The 19213-nt window shown below is 59.1% G+C and carries 18 protein-coding genes; 6 read left to right on the top strand and 12 right to left on the bottom strand.

What is annotated here, in order from left to right:
• Positions 1-53 precede the first annotated feature (53 nt).
• Entirely contained in the window at positions 54-806 is a 753-nt protein-coding gene (locus WF513_RS13525) for a transporter substrate-binding domain-containing protein (RefSeq protein ID WP_339079905.1), read from the bottom strand.
• Between the two features lie 338 nt (positions 807-1144).
• Between WF513_RS13525 and WF513_RS13520 the strand changes: the two genes are divergently transcribed.
• Positions 1145-2140: a TerC family protein gene (locus WF513_RS13520; protein ID WP_339079904.1), complete on the top strand. Its 996-nt coding sequence runs from the start codon at positions 1145-1147 to the stop codon at positions 2138-2140.
• Between the two features lie 69 nt (positions 2141-2209).
• The gene (locus WF513_RS13515) at positions 2210-2509 is read left to right on the top strand and encodes a hypothetical protein (RefSeq protein ID WP_339079903.1); all 300 of its coding nucleotides are present in this window, start codon (positions 2210-2212) and stop codon (positions 2507-2509) included.
• Between the two features lie 3 nt (positions 2510-2512).
• Here WF513_RS13515 and WF513_RS13510 read toward each other — a convergent pair whose 3' ends face one another.
• On the bottom strand, positions 2513-3043 hold the full coding sequence (locus WF513_RS13510) for a tetratricopeptide repeat protein (protein WP_339079902.1): 531 nt from the start codon (positions 3041-3043) through the stop codon (positions 2513-2515).
• A gap of 209 nt (positions 3044-3252) precedes the next feature.
• Between WF513_RS13510 and WF513_RS13505 the strand changes: the two genes are divergently transcribed.
• Positions 3253-4386, top strand: coding sequence for a M14-type cytosolic carboxypeptidase (locus tag WF513_RS13505; protein WP_339079901.1), 1134 nt, complete (start codon positions 3253-3255; stop codon positions 4384-4386).
• Between the two features lie 147 nt (positions 4387-4533).
• Here WF513_RS13505 and gcvT read toward each other — a convergent pair whose 3' ends face one another.
• The 10 genes from gcvT to WF513_RS13455 all read right to left on the bottom strand — a co-directional run bounded on the left by gcvT (position 4534) and on the right by WF513_RS13455 (position 17499).
• The gene (gene gcvT, locus WF513_RS13500; RefSeq protein WP_339079900.1) at positions 4534-5658 is read right to left on the bottom strand and encodes a glycine cleavage system aminomethyltransferase GcvT; all 1125 of its coding nucleotides are present in this window, start codon (positions 5656-5658) and stop codon (positions 4534-4536) included.
• A 131-nt stretch (positions 5659-5789) separates the two neighbouring features.
• On the bottom strand, positions 5790-7166 hold the full coding sequence (locus WF513_RS13495; RefSeq protein ID WP_339079899.1) for an L-serine ammonia-lyase: 1377 nt from the start codon (positions 7164-7166) through the stop codon (positions 5790-5792).
• A 291-nt stretch (positions 7167-7457) separates the two neighbouring features.
• A complete protein-coding gene (gene gcvP, locus WF513_RS13490) occupies positions 7458-10310 on the bottom strand; it encodes an aminomethyl-transferring glycine dehydrogenase (protein ID WP_339079897.1) in 2853 nt (950 codons plus the stop codon).
• A gap of 9 nt (positions 10311-10319) precedes the next feature.
• Positions 10320-10703 carry a glycine cleavage system protein GcvH gene (gcvH, locus tag WF513_RS13485; protein WP_339079896.1) on the bottom strand — a complete coding sequence of 128 codons (384 nt, stop codon included), beginning with the start codon at positions 10701-10703 and terminating at the stop codon, positions 10320-10322.
• A 311-nt stretch (positions 10704-11014) separates the two neighbouring features.
• Complete coding sequence (locus tag WF513_RS13480) at positions 11015-11818, bottom strand: transglutaminase family protein (protein ID WP_339079895.1); 804 nt, start codon at positions 11816-11818, stop codon at positions 11015-11017.
• A 141-nt stretch (positions 11819-11959) separates the two neighbouring features.
• A complete protein-coding gene (locus tag WF513_RS13475; protein WP_339079894.1) occupies positions 11960-12220 on the bottom strand; it encodes a YebG family protein in 261 nt (86 codons plus the stop codon).
• A 231-nt stretch (positions 12221-12451) separates the two neighbouring features.
• Entirely contained in the window at positions 12452-15088 is a 2637-nt protein-coding gene (locus WF513_RS13470) for a DEAD/DEAH box helicase (RefSeq protein WP_339079893.1), read from the bottom strand.
• Positions 15089-15274: 186 nt separating this feature from the next.
• Positions 15275-16153, bottom strand: coding sequence for an AraC family transcriptional regulator (locus WF513_RS13465; protein ID WP_339079891.1), 879 nt, complete (start codon positions 16151-16153; stop codon positions 15275-15277).
• A 92-nt stretch (positions 16154-16245) separates the two neighbouring features.
• A complete protein-coding gene (locus WF513_RS13460) occupies positions 16246-16479 on the bottom strand; it encodes a thioredoxin family protein (RefSeq protein ID WP_339079890.1) in 234 nt (77 codons plus the stop codon).
• Positions 16480-16494: 15 nt separating this feature from the next.
• Positions 16495-17499 (bottom strand): permease, encoded by a 1005-nt coding sequence (locus WF513_RS13455; RefSeq protein WP_339079889.1) that lies wholly within the window; start codon positions 17497-17499, stop codon positions 16495-16497.
• A 211-nt stretch (positions 17500-17710) separates the two neighbouring features.
• Between WF513_RS13455 and WF513_RS13450 the strand changes: the two genes are divergently transcribed.
• The 3 genes from WF513_RS13450 to WF513_RS13440 all read left to right on the top strand — a co-directional run bounded on the left by WF513_RS13450 (position 17711) and on the right by WF513_RS13440 (position 19203).
• On the top strand, positions 17711-18067 hold the full coding sequence (locus WF513_RS13450) for a metalloregulator ArsR/SmtB family transcription factor (RefSeq protein ID WP_339079887.1): 357 nt from the start codon (positions 17711-17713) through the stop codon (positions 18065-18067).
• Positions 18068-18091: 24 nt separating this feature from the next.
• Entirely contained in the window at positions 18092-18802 is a 711-nt protein-coding gene (gene arsH / locus WF513_RS13445) for an arsenical resistance protein ArsH (RefSeq protein WP_339079886.1), read from the top strand.
• 68 nt (positions 18803-18870) lie between these two features.
• On the top strand, positions 18871-19203 hold the full coding sequence (locus tag WF513_RS13440; RefSeq protein WP_339079885.1) for a YnfA family protein: 333 nt from the start codon (positions 18871-18873) through the stop codon (positions 19201-19203).
• The last annotated feature ends 10 nt before the right edge of the window (positions 19204-19213 follow it).

Here is a 19213-nt window from a genome sequence, read left to right as displayed (position 1 = left end):
TGATTGCCCTGCACCGGGCAATTATGGCGATACCGAGTCAAATGTCTAGGCGCTTAATTGGCAGGTTGTAGACCATAGCGTTGCAGGATGGTTGCAAGCTGACCGTTATTGCGCAGTGTACCCAGCCCTCGATTAAACGCCTGAAACTGCGCTGAGCTGACTTTTTTGCGGGAAAAACCAATGCCGTATTCGATTGACGTCAAGTACCCAGCTTGGCGCACGGCATACAGGTATTCATGTTCGATCAAGTGCTTTGCTACATCATGATTAAGTACCACCACGCCTTCCTCGCCAAAGCGTCCAGCATTGAGCATCAATAACAAGCGTTGATTATTGGTCACCAGTTTGATCACGACATTCGGGGTTCTCCGCACGCTTTTCTGCAGGACAAATGAGGTGCCCGATGGGCCGTATACGCCGACTTGGCGACCGCTTAAATCGCTGGACTGGGTGTATTGGAAGTTGCTGGAGCGCTGGGTGTAAAAATCGTAGCCGGAACTCACTAGCATCGGGGTAATAAAGAAAGCAGCCTGCCGTGCGGGCGACTGAATAACCGTAAAAATACCGTCCACCACACCTTCCTCGGCTTGCTGCAAGGCACGTCGCCAAGGCAATACCTCAATAGTGCAGCGCCACTGCAAGAGTGCGCAGGTGGCCTCTACTATCTCTGGGAAGGCGCCGCTGGCTGTTGCGCCACGGGAATAACTGAAAGGCGGAAACTCTTCGGTTACAAAGTGCAATTGCGCAGCCCAAACCCCATTTGAGGCTAATGTAGCCATTGCTAATAGTAGGTTGCGTATCAGCACGACTTAATCCTTTAGGTAGGCGATAAATACACGCAGGCAGCGGCTTATAGTAATAGCGTTATGCGGGCGTTTATAACAGAGCGGTGCTTTCTGTGGATGAAGCCAAGGCGCGTTCACGGTTGTTCAGGGAAAGTCATCAGCTTGAGTCATCGCCGGAGCAGGGTGCTTTCTCAGCGGGTTTGTGAGTGCGTGTGCAGACACACCTTGTAACCTGTGGGTGATGGATTTAAAACACGCGCCTCTCTACATTCGCCGCCACAACGCCGGGCCCCTCTGACAGTTACTGCTGCCATGTCGGAGTTGTAGTTTGTACAACTTCGACACTATAGGAGGGGCTCATGACTGCCCTAGAACCGTTTTTAATGGCCGAGTTTCTCGGCACCGCAACCTGGTTGTGGCTGGCTTTTATCGGCATCGTTATCGGTCTGTTGGTCTTCGACCTCGGCGTTTTACACCGTGAGCACCGTGAAATTGGTGTTCGCGAGAGCTTGTTGCTGTCTGCGGGTTACATCACTGCTGGCTTGTTGTTCGGCCTTTGGGTTTGGCAGGTCAAGGGCGGTGATGCCGGGATGGATTACTACACCGGCTTTCTGATCGAAAAATCGCTGTCGATGGACAACGTGTTCGTCATGGCGATGATCTTCAGCTTCCTGGCCATCCCGCGTAAGTACCAGCATGAGGTGTTGTTCTGGGGCATCCTCGGGGTGATTGTGCTGCGCGCGATCATGATTGGCCTTGGCGCTACCTTGGTCAGTGAATACAGCTGGATTCTTTACGTGTTTGGCGCGTTCCTGCTGCTGACTGGCGTGAAGATGCTGTTCAGTAAACTCGATGACCACCCCGACCTCAGTGAAAACGTGTTGGTGAAGTTCCTGCGTAAGCACATGCGGGTCACTGAGCGCCTGCACGAAGGGCGCTTCTTTGTACGCCAGCCGGATGCCAATGGTAAATCGCTGGTCTGGGCAACCCCGCTATTTCTGGCGCTGGTGCTAATCGAATGTGCAGACTTGGTGTTCGCGGTGGACAGTGTGCCGGCAATTTTCGCCATCACCCAAGACCCGTTTATCGTCTACACCTCAAATATCTTCGCCATCCTCGGCTTGCGTGCCCTGTACTTTGCTCTGGCCGCGATGATCCATCGCTTCGCCTACCTTAAGTACGCCTTGGCATTGGTGTTGGTGTTTGTCGGCAGCAAGATTTTCTTGGTCGGCATCATCGGCAAAATCCCATCTGTTATTTCCTTAAGCGTAACGCTGACGTTGTTACTGGGCGGCGTGTTGCTGTCGTTATGGAAAACCCGTGGGCAAGTCCCACCGGCGGATCAGCCTGCTTAAACAACTATCCGCAGCGGCTGTTAAAGGTCGCTGCGGTGTTTATTTTTAATAACCGACGTGAGGTGTGGGATGAGTAAATCGCTGAAAATGGGTGCCCTTGGCCTGGTGCTGATCGGTCTTGCGGGCTGCGATATGGTTGAGAAGTCGGCGCAGCAACTGGCCGAACAGGCTGAGCAGACCTTGAAAGATGCCGCTCGCGAGACGCTCGACGGTACGGTCGATGCTTTCAATAAACAGGTGGATGAGTTGCAGCAGTCGACTAATGAGTGGCTGCCACCTGCCAAAACCGAAGAAGAGCCGCAGCCAACGCCTGAGCAGCCAGAGGTTGACCCTGCTGCGCCGCTTACAGATCAATCTGTTGAGACCTGAGGTTCAGGGCTTTTGCTTGAGCGCCGCGCAACTGGGCGCATAGTTTTGTTGGCAGGCGCTCAAGAACAACGCGTGAGCTTGGTAGGCATCTTTCGGCACACCGTGCTCACCCTCAAGGTAGAAGTTGCCAAGGACGTGCTGAGCCATCGGGTTATTGCCTGCGGCAGACTGGCTTAAGTACTTAAGCATCAGCGCGGGGTTGTTGAGCGCTGGGTTGTCACGGCCGGTGTAGAGAAAAGCCAGGCTGACCGCTGCCAGCGCATGGCCTTTGTCGGCGGCCTGTTTCCACCAGTACTCGGCGTTTTTGAGGTCCTTGGGTTGGCGCACGAAATACCAGCTACCCAGCTGGAATTGGCTGTCGAGGTCGCCACGGTTAGCCTGCAGCTGCATGTCAGCGGGCACAGCGCCTTGCGTAATTGTTGCCGTCTCAACCGTGTCGGCTGCGGCAGGCGGGGTGCTGGGTGATGAACCGGCGCAGCCGCCGAGTATCAGCAACATAACCAACACTGCCGCGTGTGAATAACCAATAAGCATGCGTGCCTCTCTCCTGTTGCAAGTGCGGGTAGGTCGTTTGCCGCAATTCAGCCGCCTGGGCAAGCGCTGCTGCGTCGTGCCCACTGAGTTTGCTAAATGTGATCGCGCAGGGGCGATTCCATATAACTTTGTCGCCTCTGGCGTTTCGCCGGTCGGCCAGAGCTGCGACTCTAATGCCTAACGGCCTATCAGTAGCCTTAGAGGTACTTATGCAGATCAGTTCCAACTTCGACAGCGGCAATATCGTGGTCATCGACGCCAGTAATGTGCGGCAGGTGCAATTAGCGATTCGCCCTGACCTTAACAGTAACCACTTCCAATGGTTTCACTTTAAGGCCGAAGGTCTGCAGCTAGGCCAGCCGCACTGCTTTAGTCTGACTAATGCCGGGCAATCGTCTTATGCGCGTGCTTGGGCGGGTTATCACGCGGTGGCGTCATATGATCAGCGTAACTGGTTTCGTGTGCCCAGCCGTTATGCCGACGGCGCGCTGATGTTCGACATAACCCCCGAGCAGCCGCAGGTCTGGTTTGCCTACTTCGAGCCTTACAGCCGTGAGCGTCATGCACAGCTGATCGAAGACGCACAGCGCTTGAGCGGTGCCGAACTGGTTGCCACCGGCCGCAGCATTGAGGGGCGCGCCATCGAGTTGCTGCGCATCAGCCGCAACCCGCAGGCACCGCGCAACATATGGGTCATCGCCCAGCAGCACCCAGGCGAACACATGGCCGAATGGTTTATGGAGGGGCTACTGGAACGTGTGCAGCGATCGGATGACGCTGAACTGAATGCGTTGCTGCAACAGGCGGATCTGTACCTGGTGCCGAATATGAACCCGGACGGCGCTTTTCGCGGTCATCTGCGCACTAACTTCGCCGGTCGCGACCTTAACCGTGCTTGGCAGTCAGCCGACGAGGCGGATAGCCCCGAGGTGGTTTTCGTCCAGCAGCAGATGCGTGCCGTCGGCGTTGACTTGTTTTTGGATATCCATGGCGACGAGGAAATCCCTCACGTGTTTGCCGCCGGTTGCGAAGGTAATCCGGGTTATAGCCCGCGCCTCGATCGTCTGGAGCAGCAGTTCCGCCAGTTGCTGATTGATCAGGGGGCTGAGTTTCAAAGCACCTTTGGCTACCCGCGCAACAACCCTGGCCAAGCCAATACCACCTTGGCCTGCAACGCGGTGGGGCTGGAGTTTGACTGCCTGGCGTTTACCATTGAAATGCCGTTTAAAGATCACGACGACCGGCCCAACCCGCACACCGGCTGGAACGGTGTGCGCTCCAAGCAGTTGGGTAAGGACGTGCTCAGCGTAGCGGCGGTGATGGTTGGGCAACTGCGCGATTAGGCTGAGCGAGCCAAAACGATTAGCCATTGGGCTCACTCACCTAGCAATGGCTGGGGCATATAAGCGCTGCGATGTTCGCCATAAAAGCCGTCTGCGGTGGACAAGGCTGCGCCATGTCCACCCTACAACAGCCGCTTTTGGCCGCTGTCAGCCGCGGTAGTAGCGCTGGGGCACGAACGGAGTTTTAGCCACTTTCATAGCCACACGCTTGCCGCGCACCATGGCCCATAGTTCGGTCCCCAGGGCGATATGGCTGCTTTGCACATAACCCATGGCCACCGGTGCCCCTAAGGTTGGGCCAAAGCCGCCGCTGCTGACGGTGCCGATCATATTGCCGTCGGCATCGACAATTTCTGCGCCTTCACGTACCGGCACACGTTCTTGCGGCAGCAGGCCGACGCGTTTGCTGGCAACGCCTTGTTGTTGCTGGGCGAAGATGCGCGCAGCACCCGGAAAGCCGCCAGCGCGTGCGCCACCGTCGCGGCGTGATTTGGAGATCGCCCACAGCAGGCTGGCTTCGATCGGCGTGACGCCTGTACTCATGTCGTGGCCATACAGGCACAGGCCCGCTTCGAGGCGCAGCGAGTCTCGCGCGCCGAGGCCAATGGCGTGTACTTCGGGTTCGGCCAGCAGGCTGCGGGCCAGCATTTCAGCGTGTTCAGCGGGCACCGAAATCTCGAAGCCGTCTTCGCCGGTGTAGCCGGAGCGGCTGACGTAGCAATCCACACCGAGCAAGCGCACGGGGGCGAATTGCATAAACGTCATGTGTGCCACTTCTGGGGCCAGGCGTGCCAACACATCAACCGCTTTCGGGCCTTGTAACGCCAACAGTGCGCGGGCTTCAAACAAGCTCTCAACCGCACACTGACTGCCGATATGCTGTTGCAAGTGAGCCAAGTCTTGATGCTTACAGCCTGCGTTGACCACCAAAAACAAGGTGCCATCGCCCAAGTTGGCCACCATCAAGTCATCCAGGATGCCGCCGTTCTCATCGGTGAACATGGCGTAACGCTGCATGCCCACTGGCAGGTCGATGATGTCCACCGGCAGCAGACTTTCCAGTGCTTTAGCGGCGCTGGCACCGCGCAAAATGATCTGGCCCATGTGCGAGACGTCGAACAGGCCGGCGTGTTCGCGGGTGTGCAGGTGCTCTTTCATTACGCCGAGCGGGTACTGCACCGGCATGTCATAGCCGGCGAAAGGCACCATGCGTGCGCCGAGTTCAACATGCAGGGTGTGGAGTGGGGTTTTCGCCAAAGTTTCACTGGTCATGCAGTTCTCCATAAATGTGGTGGGTGGGGTCTACATCGCCCCTCTCCCTAGCCATCACCCCAGAGGGGCGAGGGGGATGGTTTTTGTGTGACAGTTCAGAACGCGGCAAATCGTGGGCGCACTATGGCGAATCAGCATTCGACAATATTGACGGCCAAGCCACCGCGGGCAGTTTCTTTGTACTTGTTGTTCATGTCGGCACCGGTCTGACGCATGGTGCGGATCACTTTATCCAGGGATACAAAATGCTGGCCATCGCCCCGCAGAGCCATACGCGCGGCATTGATGGCTTTCACTGAGCCCATGGCGTTGCGTTCGATACAGGGTACCTGCACCAAGCCACCAATGGGGTCGCAGGTCAGGCCAAGGTTGTGTTCCATGCCAATCTCAGCGGCGTTTTCAACTTGGTTAACGTTGCCGCCGAGCACTTCACAGAGCGCGCCAGCGGCCATGGAGCAGGCGACGCCGACTTCACCTTGGCAGCCGACTTCGGCGCCAGAGATCGAGGCATTCTCTTTATATAAAATGCCGATTGCCGCAGCGGTCAGCAGAAAGCGCACGATGCCGTCGTCGTTAGAACTGGCAATAAAGCGGCTGTAATAATGCAGCACCGCTGGCACGATACCGGCTGCGCCATTAGTTGGCGCTGTGACCACGCGGCCGCCGCTGGCGTTTTCCTCATTCACCGCCAAGGCATACAGGTTGACCCAGTCGAGCACGCTCAAGGCGTCACGCAAGCTGGTTTCCGGGTGCTTGCACAGTTGCCGGTGCAGGGCAGCGGCGCGGCGCTTGACCTTAAGCCCGCCGGGCATGATGCCTTCATTGCGGCAACCCGCTTCAACGCAGTCCTGCATCACTTGCCAGATATGCAGCAGGCGTGTGCGGGTTTCAGCTTCCGGGCGCCAAGCCGCTTCGTTGGCCAACATGACTTGGCTGATCGACAGGTTGTGTGCGCTGCAATGCGCGAGCAGCTGTTTGCCGGTCGTAAAGGGGTAGTGCAGCGTCGTGCTGTCTTCGACAACTCTGCCGGTTCCTGCCGCCTGTTCATCGACCACAAAGCCGCCGCCCACCGAGTAGTATTCGCGCGAACAGAGCTGCAAACCCGCGGCGTCAAACGCGCGAAAGATCATCCCGTTAGGGTGAAACGGCAGCGGTTTTCGGACCATGCTCAGGTGCTGTTTTTCCACAAAGGCGATGGGTTTTTCACCGAGCAATCGCACTTGACCGCTGTTGCGGATCTGCGCCAGACGCGCGGGCACTGAGGCGGTTTCGACTGTATCCGGTTGTTCGCCTTCCAGGCCCAACAGCACCGCTGTGTCGCTGCCGTGGCCTTTGCCGGTTGCGCCCAGCGAGCCGTATAACTCGACCTTGATGCGCTCGGTGCTGGCCAGCAAGGCGTCGCGGCGCAAGCCTTCGGCAAAGCGCCCGGCGGCGAGCATTGGCCCGACGGTGTGCGAGCTGGAAGGGCCGATGCCGATCTTGAACAGGTCAAAAACGCTAAGTGACATGCGTTGCTCCGGGGTGCGCCATTGCCCTAACACCAGCCTCGATTCGTAATGACCAGAGGATTCACGCTAACGGTGTCTGCAGCTTAGCAAGCTGCACTGCGAAGGATGTCTGGTTCAGGCTTATTGTTTTTGTGGGTGCAGCCGACCCGCCTCGGCTTGAGGTGAATCGAAAATACTTGGGGTTAACCGAGCGTGTAGCCCGGATGAAGTCCGGGGAAGTTTTCGAAAGCTTCTCGGATTTCATCCGGGCTACGGTTGCCGCTCACCTTCGGGGTCAGCGGCACAGGCTCCTCACGCCTCCTGGTACGCCTCGATGGACGGGCAAGCGCAGATCAAATTGCGATCGCCAAACACGTTGTCCACGCGGCCGACCGGCGGCCAGTATTTACCGTCGATCAGGCTAGCCAACGGGTACACCGCCTGCTCGCGGCTGTAGGGGTGGCTCCACTCACCCGCCAGTTCTAGGGCGGTATGCGGGGCGTTCTTCAGTGGGTTGTCGGTGGCATCCAGCTCACCGCGCTCCACCGCACGAATTTCTTCGCGGATGGCGATCATGGCGTCGCAGAAGCGGTCCAGTTCTTCCTTGGATTCGCTTTCGGTCGGCTCGATCATCAGGGTGCCGGCTACTGGGAAGGACATGGTCGGGGCGTGAAAGCCGAAGTCGATCAAGCGCTTGGCCACGTCGTCAACACTGATGCCGCTGCTGTCCTTGATGGGGCGGATGTCGAGAATGCACTCGTGCGCCACCAGGCCATTGCTGCCTGAATACAGCACAGGGTAGTGCTCTTCGAGGCGGCGGGCGATGTAGTTGGCATTAAGAATGGCCATCTGCGAGGCAAGCTTAAGACCTTCGCCGCCCATCATGCTGATGTACATCCAGGTGATTGGCAGGATGCTGGCGCTGCCAAACGGTGCGGCGCTGACGGCGCCTTCTTTACGGGCCATGCTGGCGTGGCCGGGCAGGAACGGAATTAGATGCGACTTGACCCCAATCGGGCCAACACCTGGGCCGCCGCCACCATGGGGGATACAGAACGTTTTGTGCAGGTTCAGGTGCGATACATCGCCGCCGAACTTGCCCGGTGAGCACAGGCCGACCATGGCATTCATGTTGGCGCCGTCGATATACACCTGGCCGCCGTGATCATGAATGATTGCGCAAATCTCGCGAATGCCTTCTTCGAACACGCCGTGGGTGGACGGGTAGGTAATCATCAGTGCGGCGAGGCGGTCTTTGTGCTCCTCAGCCTTAGCTTTGAGGTCGGCGATGTCGACGTTACCGCTGCTGTCACACGCCGTCACTACCACACGCATGCCGACCATGCTCGCGGTCGCCGGGTTGGTGCCGTGAGCCGATTGCGGGATCAGGCAGATATCGCGCTGATCATCGCCACGGCTCAGGTGATAAGCACGAATCGCCAGCAGGCCGGCGTACTCGCCTTGAGAGCCGGCATTCGGCTGCAGGGAAATACCGTCGTAACCGGTGGCGGCGCAGAGCATGGCCTCCAGCTCGGTGGTCAGCTGGGTGTAACCCTGGCTTTGCTCGGCAGGCGCAAAGGGGTGCATGTTGCCAAACTCAGCCCACGTCACCGGGATCATCTCGCTGGCGGCGTTGAGTTTCATGGTGCACGAGCCCAGCGGGATCATGCTGCGGTCCAGTGCCAAGTCCTTGTCGGCCAGCTTGCGCAGGTAGCGCATCAGCTCGGTTTCGCTGTGGTAACGGTTGAACACCGGGTGGGCGAGGATTGCCGATTTGCGCAGCAAGCCATGGGGCAATTGGGCGGTGACGCCGGCTGCCAACTCATTGAAAGCGGGTGTCGCTTTGCCTTCGGCGAATACTACCAGCAGGGCTGCAACAGCGGCTTGGTCGGTGGTTTCGTCGAGGGACAGGCCCAGGCGCTCGCTGTCGATTTCACGCAGGTTGATGCCGGCTGCGCGGGCTTTATTGTGCAGCTCAGCGGTTTTGCTGCCGGTGGCCAAACTCAAGGTATCGAAGAAGCCTTCCTGCTCGACGTGGTAGCCCAAGGCGCGCAGGCCCTTGGCTAAAATGGCGGTGAACTGGTGCACGCGCTGGGCGATCTGCGTCAGACCTTTCGGGCCGTGATAAACCGCGTACATGCTGGCGATGTTGGCCAGCAGCACTTGGGCAGTACAGATGTTGCTGGTGGCCTTCTCGCGGCGGATATGTTGCTCGCGGGTCTGCATGGCCAAGCGCAGGGCCGGCTTGCCGAAACGGTCAATCGACATGCCGACCAAACGGCCTGGCATGTCGCGCTTGAATGCATCACGGGTGGCAAAGTAGGCCGCGTGTGGGCCACCGAAACCCAGTGGCACGCCAAAGCGCTGGGCGCTGCCCAAGGCGACGTCGGCACCGAATTCGCCCGGCGGGGTCAGCAGGGTCAGGGCCAGCAGATCTGCGGCCACGGCAACCAGTGCATTGCCGGCGTGGAAGCGCTCAACCAGTTCGCGGTAATCGAAGATATCGCCGTTGCTCGCCGGGTACTGCAGCAGCGCGCCGAAGTAAGCGCTGGCGTCAGTAATTGCGGCTTCATCGCCAATGACAACCTCAATACCCAGCGGCTCGGCACGGGTGCGCAGCACGTCAAGGGTTTGCGGGTGACAATGCTGGGAGGCGAAGAAGGCGTTGCTGGCCTTGTTCTTTGACAGGCGCTTGCAGAAGGTCATGGCTTCGGCAGCGGCGGTGGCCTCATCAAGCAAGGAGGCATTGGCGATCTGCATGCCGCTAAGGTCGGTGATCAGCGTCTGAAAGTTCAGCAGGGACTCAAGGCGGCCTTGGGATATTTCTGGCTGGTAGGGGGTGTACGCGGTGTACCAAGCCGGGTTTTCCAGCAGGTTACGCAGGATTGGGCTTGGCGTGTGGGTGCCGTGGTAGCCCTGGCCGATGTAGGTTTTGAATTGCTGATTTTTGCCAGCAATGGCTTTGATTTTGGCTAGGGCGTCGGCTTCCGACAGGCCCGGCTGAGAGCCCAGTACGCTGGTGCCCTTGATGGTCTCGGGGATGACGTTGTCAGTCAGCGCGTCGATGCTGGCATAGCCGAGCAGGTCGAGCATGGCCGCGGTATCGGCCTCGCGTGGGCCAATGTGCCGGGCGACAAATTCGTTCTGGGTGGTCAGCGTGGTCATATCACTCTCTCAGGCGTCAGCATTGGCATTGAGCAGGCGTTCGTAAGCAGCTTGGTCGAGCAACTCGGCCATGGCGCTGGCATTGGCCGGGCGGAAACGGAAGAACCAGCCCTTACCCAGGGGGTCTTCGTTGACCAGTTCAGGGCTGGATTCTAACTCGCCATTGACCTCGACCACCTCACCGTCCAGCGGCATGGCGATATTGCTTGCCGCTTTTACTGATTCCAGCACGGCCACTTCATCGTCTACGGCGTAGGCCTGAACCTCTGGCAGCTGCACAAAAACCACGTCGCCTAGGGCTTCTTGGGCGAAGGCGGTAATGCCTACCGTAATCAGGCCATCAGCATCCTGACGCAGCCATTCGTGCTCAACAGTAAAACGCAATTCGCTCATGTGAACTCCTCAAGGGGTATGACTCGCCCTTTCTGTTGTGGGCGATGTGCGGGACGCTTACGTTTGCCGGCAAGCGTTCGAATACAGCTAAAGCAAGCTAGGTGCCATTATAAAAATAGTTAATTAAAACAATGGTTTATGTTTTTTATAGGAGGCGCTGGGTATGGCGACTGTATCGATATAAATACGCTTCAGGGGGCTGTGGCGACTTAGGCGTTGGCAGGCGCCGAGAATACTGATGCGGAGGCCTTGTATCTATTTCAATACACTGCTCGTAAATCGTTACAGTTGGGCAAGGGCAAGGGCAAGGGCTAGTGCAGCGCCGGGCCGCGTTCCAGTTGGCGCAAACGCTGACTGAGTTGCAAGCGTTGGCTGGGGTCGTCGCACAGCAACAGGGCATGGTGCAGATCAAAGCGCTCACCTTGCGGGCAATCAAGCCGCTGATAGATTTCAGCGCGCGCCAAGTGATCAGGTACGGTCGCGGGGCCAAATTGCAGCACCCGCTCGGCATCTTTTAGCGCCGCCAGTGGCTCGCCAGCGTTCAGGTGCAGTTGGCGCAGGTTGCGCGACAGGCGTTGCAGCATGCTGTGCGCATCACAGGCCTCTAGGTAGTTGGCCTGCAGTTCGCTATTGGGCCCCATGTGCTGTTGCAGCAAATCGCGGCATTCGCGGGTGTACAAGCGGCGGCCACTGCAGGGGTCGAGCAGGTGGTCGGCGCCTGGCGCACGCACTAGAAAGTGACCCGGGAAACTCACCCCGTGGAGCGCTATCCCTAAGCGTTGCGCCAGCTCCATAGCCACGATGGCCAAGCTCAGGGGCTGGCCGCAGCGACGTTGCAGCACCCTGTTAAGCAGCGCCGAGTGCGGTCGCAGTGGGTACTCATCATCTTCTTGGAACTGTAATGCGTTCAGGCGCTGTAACAAGGGCTGGGCCAGTTGCCGGCTCGGCAGATCCGGCAAGCCCTGGCGCACCTGCAGCAGCAAGTCATTAAAGCGCTGCAAAACCTCCAGCGGCTGCAAGGTAGGCTGATGCTCCGCCGCGAGCCACAGTGCAGCTTCCAAAAGCCGCGGCGTGGGTGGCTGTAAGCAGGCTAGGCAGGCGGCGCGAGGGTCCATGACAATCTCCAAGTGGCTCTGGCACTTGTAGCCAAGTGCGTGCACTTCGTCCAGCACCGTTATTCCATGGGCCAATCCTGCTTAGCCTAAAACGACAAAACCCCAGCCACAGGGCTGAGGTTTTGTTAAGCGCTGCGCGTGTTACTCGGCGGCAGGCTCGCTCAATTCACTCAGGGCATCGGGCTGATTCTTAAATGCCTTGGCGAAGATTTCGCGGTTTTTCGCCATGTAGATACCCAGCTCTTCACCTTGGGCGTCATTCAGCGAAGGCACCGCTTTTTGCAGCACCTCGGTGAGCAACTCGGCCAGTTCGAGCATTTTGTCATGACGGTCGGCTTCGGCTTTATCCATGAATAAACGCTCCAAATCCCGGCTGCTGCGGTACACCACTTCGACGGCCATTCATCACCTCTACGCCTTCACGCTAATGGGTTGCAATAAACTGTTTATTTGTACAGTGGTTGCGAGCATAAAGAACTTGCTCGCATTTGAACAGCAGCAATTGCTGTGCCGGTCAGTACCCTAGTCGAATCTGTAACCTGTGCGTGCGTATCCTCACGCTGCGCAGGTGCGTTATGGCGCGCTCGAGGCGCTAAAAAATTGCGGCCTGATGCAGTGAAGCAAGCGGCAGAATTAGTTGCTTAAAGGTGCAAGCAGGGCCTGCAAGTCATCTTCGCTAAGCTGCAGCTGGGATTGGCTGCCGCCGGATAGCACCCCACGCGCCAAGTCAGCTTTGGCTTGCTGCAAGTGCTGGATTTTCTCTTCGACGCTGCCGCGAGCGATCAACTTATAGACGAACACTGGCTTGTCCTGGCCAATGCGATAAGCGCGGTCGCTGGCTTGAGCTTCGACGGCGGGGTTCCACCACGGGTCAAAGTGGATCACCGTGTCTGCAGCGGTCAGGTTTAGCCCCGCGCCACCGGCTTTAAGGCTGATCAGGAAGATCGGCAGCGTACCGGCCTGAAACTGCTGCACCGGGGCGCGCCGGTCTTTGGTGCTGCCGGTGAGTTTGGCGTAAGGGATGTTGCGCGCGTTCAGCTCGGTTTCGATCAGCGCCAGCATTGAGGTGAACTGCGAGAACAGCAGCACGCGACGACCTTCGGTAAACAGCGCATCAAGCAGCTCCAGCAAGCCGCTGAGCTTGCCCGAATCTGCGCTGGTTAGGCGGCTGTCGGCCTCATCACCCAGCAAGCGCAGGTCGCAGCAGACTTGGCGCAGGCGTAAGAGTGCTTCGAGAATGACGATTTGGCTGCGGGCCAAACCTTGGCGGGCGATCTCGTCACGGACCTTTTTGTCCATGGCCAAGCGCAGGGTTTCATAACGGTCACGTTGCGCTGCACTGAGTTCGACATAGTGGGTGATTTCAGTTTTCGGCGGCAGCTCGCTGGCCACCTGCTCCTTGGTGCGGCGCAGGATAAAAGGTTTGATCCGCCCAGTCAGGTGCGCCAAACGCAGTTCATTCGCGTTCTTCTCAATGGGTGTGCGGTAGTCGCGGGTAAAGCTTTTGCTGTCGCCGAGCCAGCCAGGCATGAGGAAGTTGAACAGCGACCACAGCTCGCCGAGGTGATTTTCCAGCGGTGTGCCGGTCAGGCACAGGCGTTGCCCGGCCTGCAGTTGCCCGGCGGCGATGGCGGCTTTGCTGCGCGGGTTCTTGATGTTCTGCGCTTCATCAAGGATCAGCAGGCGGTAGCTGTAAGCCGAGAGCGCCTTGAGATCGCGCGGCAGCAGGGCGTAGGTGGTGAGGATGATCTGGTGTTCGGCGATCTGCTTAAACAGCGCCCGGCGTTTCGGCCCATAGAGAGCCAGCACCTTCAGCTGCGGGGTGAAACGCGCCGCTTCGTCCTGCCAGTTAGGGATCAGGCTGGTGGGCATGACGATCAGCGCGGGTTGCTGCAAGCGCCCGGCTTGATGCTCGCAGAGGATGTGCGCAAGGGTTTGCAGGGTTTTGCCCAAGCCCATGTCATCAGCCAGCAGGCCGCCCACGCCCAGCTCGGCCAGCCCCTGCATCCAAGCCAGACCTTGCAGTTGGTAACCGCGTAGCTCTGCCAGCAGGCCGGGTGGTGGTTGCAGCGTGGCACCGTCTAGACGTTGCAAGCGCTCGGCGAAGTCGCGCACCTGGCTGCCGCCTTGCCAGCTTAGGGCGGGGCCTTCTTGCAGATGATTCAGCCGCGCGGCGTCCAGGCGAGACAAACGTAGACGTTGGTTGGATTCGCCAGGCTCGCGCACAAACAGCTCGCCAAGGGTGGCCAGCAATGGTTTCAAACGGGCCAACGGTAAGGCCGCACGCTTATGGTTGTTGGGCAGGCTGACCAGCAGCACCTCTTCGTCGTCACGTTTACTCAGCGCCTCGCCGTTGAGCAGCCAAGGCTTATGACGGATGGCTTGCAGCAGAATCGGCAGCAAGCTGATGCGCTGGCCTTCGACCTCAATGCCCAGTTCCAAGTCGAACCAAGTCTGCTCGGGGTCTTCCTCGACCTCGGCGTACCAGTCATCGACCTGGGCTAGGTTGAATTGGAAGTCCGGCTGCATCCGAATCTGCCAGCCTTCTTCGCGCAGCAGCGGTAACTGCTCGCGGACAAACAGCAGCCAGGCGGCATCGTTGCCTTGCTCATAGGCTTCGCCGGCGCTTTCCGGCAGCGCCTCGCTCTGCCTAAGCGAGACCTGCAAGCCTGCCTGCTGCAGGCGTTTGCGCAGCTGCGCTTCAGCGTCGAGATCGCGCACGATCCGCAGGCTTTGGTTCGGGCTTTGTTTAATCAGCAGGTCCTTGCCTTGTTTGCCCGCTACCGGATGGCCCTGGTAGTCGAAGGCCAAGGCGGCGCGGTGCTGGGTTTGTTCCTGCATGCGGCCCTTGCGCGCGTCGAAGTGCACCCGTATCAAGCTGCCCAGACTCAGCACGGGACTCGGTTGCAAGCCCTCCAGGCGCTCCTCGCGTGCTTCTGGGTTGCTGACGATCAGCGGCGAAAGGTCGACGCCCTGCGCTTGCTGGCTTTGCAGGGTGAGCAGGGCACTGGCGACATGCTTGCAATTGAAGCCCACCGGGCAGCTGCATTTGCCGCTGACGCTCCACCCTTGGCCGAAGTGATTCAGGCTGATGCGCTGCTGATAGGTTTGGCTGCCTGAGCCCCGGCAGCTGGCCAGCAGGGTGCTGTCCTTGAGGCTGAGCAGGCGGCTGCGGCCTTGCGCGGCGTAACCTTGACCGCGCTGCAGATCGCCCACGCCGAATTCAGCGCGCCAGTCGTCCAGACGTAAATGCAGGATATCGATGGCCATCAGATGACCCGGCTGAGCGCAAAAGTGAATCGTGGCATGGGCAGCTTTCTCAAGAGCAGCCGATGATTCTTGCACAGCCAGCATGGGTTTAGCAGGCGCTTCTCGGTTGCTGGGCGCGAACCTATGCGCCCTCTATGTCTGGAATTAAGCCGTAGCGCTGTCGTTTGGCGCGCAAAGGCGAGCGTTCTAGCGACGTTGCAGCGCCGCGCGGTACTGCCCCGGTGTGGCCTTAAACGCTTGGCGGAAGCGGTTGTTGAAGTGGCTGGCGCTGGCAAAGCCGCAGTTAAGAGCCACCTCGGTCAGGGGTAGGTTGCTGTGATGGAGCAGTTGCTGACCATGGCGCAAGCGCTGAGCCTGCACATAGCGGTGGGGCGGCAAGCCGAAGCTGAGCTGGAACATCCTGGCGAAGTGGTATTCGGAGAGGGCGCATAACCCGGCCAGCTGTGCCAGGCTCAGCGGCTCACTGAGGTTGGCCTGGATAAACTCGCGCAGCTGTCGGCGCTGGCTGGGTGCAAGGCCGCCAGTCACACGCAGGCCTTCACGGCGGCTAACCTGTGACAGCAGTGCGTGGTTGATCAGGCCATGCGCCAAGGTGCTGCTGAGCAGGCGGTCGGCCGGCTCGGCCCAGTCAAGCTGGCTGAGCTGGCGAAAACGTTGGGCCTGCTGCGCATCATCAAGGAAGGTACCTTCGCGCAGTTCCAGTTCGCGCGGTTCGCGGTCCAGCAGATGAACGGCGGCGAGGGCGAACTGCTCTTGGCTGATGTACAGGTGCGCCAGTTGGATCTCACCATTGATCACCCAGGCCGACTGATGCCCGGCGGGCAGGACGCATAGTTTGTCCGACGCGCCTCTGCTGTGCGGACGTTCGCGGCGGAAGGTGCCAGTGCCGCCGGCCAGGTAGCAGGACAGGGTGTGGTGGCTGGGGGCCTGATAGTCGCGGGCGTCATGGCGGTTACTCCACTCGGCAGCCGCCAGCCCATCGCCCAGCTCGGCGCTGCGGTGCAGGCGAGTGTGCGGTGAACTGTACATGCTCTGGAAAACCTGTAAGTGCTCAAGTTGCGACATAAATCCTCCGTCGCAGCATGCTACGCCGAGCGTTGCGCGGTGCCAGCCCATGAGCGCAGAAAAGCGCAAGGTTGTGCAAGGCGGCACATGACTCAGGCACTCAGCAGTTTTTCTACATCGCTGGTGCTCAGGACCTTGCCGACTGATACCACGGTGCCGTCAATCACCAGCGCGGGTGTCGACATCACGCCGTGGGCGGCGATTTCGGCGATGTCGGTCACCTTGAGTACCTGTGCCTCGCGGCCAAGGTTGGTGAGCGCCGCTTGGGTGTTTTCGCTCAGGGTGATGCATTTCTTGCAACCGGAACCGAGGATTTTGATGATCATGCTGTGCTCCACTCGTTAGATAAACAGATAGGCGAACGCGTTAAACAAATAGCCGATCAGCACAATGCCAACCGTCACAATGCCGAAGAACAATGCCAGCAGCGGCGTCTTGACCACTTTTTTGAGCATGATCAGTGACGGCAGCGACAGCGCCGTCACTGCCATCATAAAAGCCAGCGCCGTGCCCAGGCCGATGCCTTTGCCGACCAGCGCTTCGGCAATCGGCAGGGTGCCAAAAATATCCGCATACATCGGAATGCCCAGCAGCGTCGCCAGCGGCACCGACCACCAATTTTCCTGGCCGAGCAGCGCTTCGATCCAGCCTGTGGGAATCCAGTTATGGATGGCCGCGCCAATGCCAACGCCGATCAAGACGTACAACCACACCCGGGTGAAAATATCGCTGACTTGCGCCCAGGCGAACTGGGCGCGGTCGCGGCGCGTCAGCTGCTCTTGTGGGATGTCGAGCACCGGGTTGTGCATCACAAAAGCTTCGACATAGCGCTCCATCTTCGCGCGGCCGATCAGTGTGCCGCCAAGCACTGCCAGCACCAGGCCGATCAGCACATAGGCGATGGCAATCGACCAGTTGAAGATACTCGCCAGCAAAATCACCGAGGCCAGGTCCACCAGCGGCGAGGAGATCAGAAAGGCAAAGGTCACGCCCAGCGGAAGACCGGAACTGGTAAAGCCGATAAACAGCGGGATCGACGAACAGGAGCAAAAGGGCGTGATGGTGCCGAGCAGCGCGCCGGTGAGTTTGGCCTTAAAGCCGCTCATGCCGCCGAGAATGCGCCGGGTACGCTCGGGCGGAAAATAACTCTGCACCCAGGAAATGCTGAAAATCAGCACGGCGAGCAGGATGAAAATCTTGATCACATCGTAGATAAAGAAATGCAGGCTGGCACCGACGCGGCCGGCCATGTCCATGCCGAAGCCGTCCTCCAGCAGCACACGCACCAGCCAGGCCAGCCAGTCCATGCGCAGCAGTTGGTCATTCAGCCATTTGAACAGTTCCATGCGCAGTCCTTTTTATGTGCTCACGGGTATCGGCCCTTTTGGAGATTGAGCTTACGCGCCCGGCAGAGCCTGTACGGTATCTGGGTCAACGAATACTCAAGTTCTTGCTGATTGCAGAATATTCGTTTTACAGCATATGCATATTTTCATATATTCGCCGAATCGAATTTAAGCGTCGCGGTTTTCCCCGCGCGCAAACGATGAGGTTTGCATGCTCGAAATCTTGAGACCCACCGCGGTCTTCAAATGCTTGGCAGATGAAACCCGCGCACGTATGACGCAGTTGATCGCCCAGGAAGGTGAGCTGTGCGTTTGCGAGTTGACCGCGGCCCTGCAGGAAAGCCAGCCGAAAATCTCCCGCCATCTGGCGCAACTGCGTAGCAGCGGCTTGTTGCAGGATCGCCGAGCCGGGCAGTGGGTGTATTACCGCCTGCATCCGCAGCTTCCGGCCTGGATCAACGAGGTTCTGACGCAGGTACTCAAGGCGGATGACCCGCAACTGGCGGAGGACCGCCTGCGCTTGCACTGCATGCGTGACCGTCCGGACCGCGCTTCACTGTGCAGTTAAGGCCCCTTTCCTCGGAGTAAGAGCATGATCGCCGAACTGCCTAATATTGATGCCGCTGTGCTCGATTTGCTGACGCATGAGCGACCGGCCAAGCCTGTTGTGCTGCACAAGCCGCGCATCCTGCTGCTGTATGGCTCGAACCGGGCGCGCTCCTTCAGCCGTTTGCTGACCGAAGAGGCCGTGCGTCTGCTTGAGCAATTCGGGGCCGAGGCACGCATCTTTAACCCCAGCGGCCTGCCGCTGCCGGATGACGCCCCCGAGGATCACCCCAAGGTTCAGGAGTTGCGCGAACTGGTGCTCTGGAGTGAAGGCATGGTCTGGTGCTCGCCGGAACGCCACGGCGCGATGACCGGCGTATTCAAGGCGCAGATCGATTGGATCCCCCTGACCCTGGGTGCCGTGCGGCCGACCCAGGGTAAAACCTTAGCCTTGATGCAGGTCAGTGGCGGCTCGCAATCGTTCAACGCGTTGAACCAGATGCGTGTGCTCGGGCGCTGGATGCGCATGTTCACCATCCCCAATCAGTCCTCGGTGGCCAAGGCTTTTCTTGAGTTTGATGAGGCGGGGCGGATGAAACCCTCAGCCTATTACGACCGAGTGGTGGATGTGATGGAGGAGTTGGTCAAGTTCACCCTGCTGCTACGCGCGCAAGCGGACTACCTGGTGGACCGCTACTCCGAACGCAAAGAGACGGCTGAGCAGTTAACCAAGCGCGTCAATCAGACCGCCATCTAACAGGTAACCGCCATGTTTCAGCCCTTCGATATTACCAGCATCCCCGCTGGCCCCGTTTTGAGGTTTAGATGAGCATGCTCAACACCCTCGGCCTGTTCGCGCTCACGGCTGTGGCTGAAATCCTAGGCTGCTACTTGCCGTATCTGTGGCTCAAGCAAGGCAAGACAATCTGGCTGTTGCTGCCGGCCGCCGCTTCGCTGGCGTTGTTTGTGTGGCTGCTGACCCTGCATCCGACTGCTACCGGGCGGGTGTATGCGGCGTATGGCGGGGTGTATGTGGCGACGGCAATCGTTTGGTTGTGGCTGGTGGATGGCATTCGGCCAAGCCACTGGGATTTGCTCGGGGCCGCTGTAGCCTTGTCCGGCATGGCGATCATCATGTTCGCCCCGCGTTCTGTTTAATCACTTAGCG

The sequence above is a fragment of the Pseudomonas sp. TMP9 genome (genome assembly GCF_037943105.1).
GTDB lineage: Bacteria > Pseudomonadota > Gammaproteobacteria > Pseudomonadales > Pseudomonadaceae > Aquipseudomonas.
Note: the sequence above shows the minus strand (reverse complement) of the source record. Positions and strands in the feature narration are given on the sequence as shown.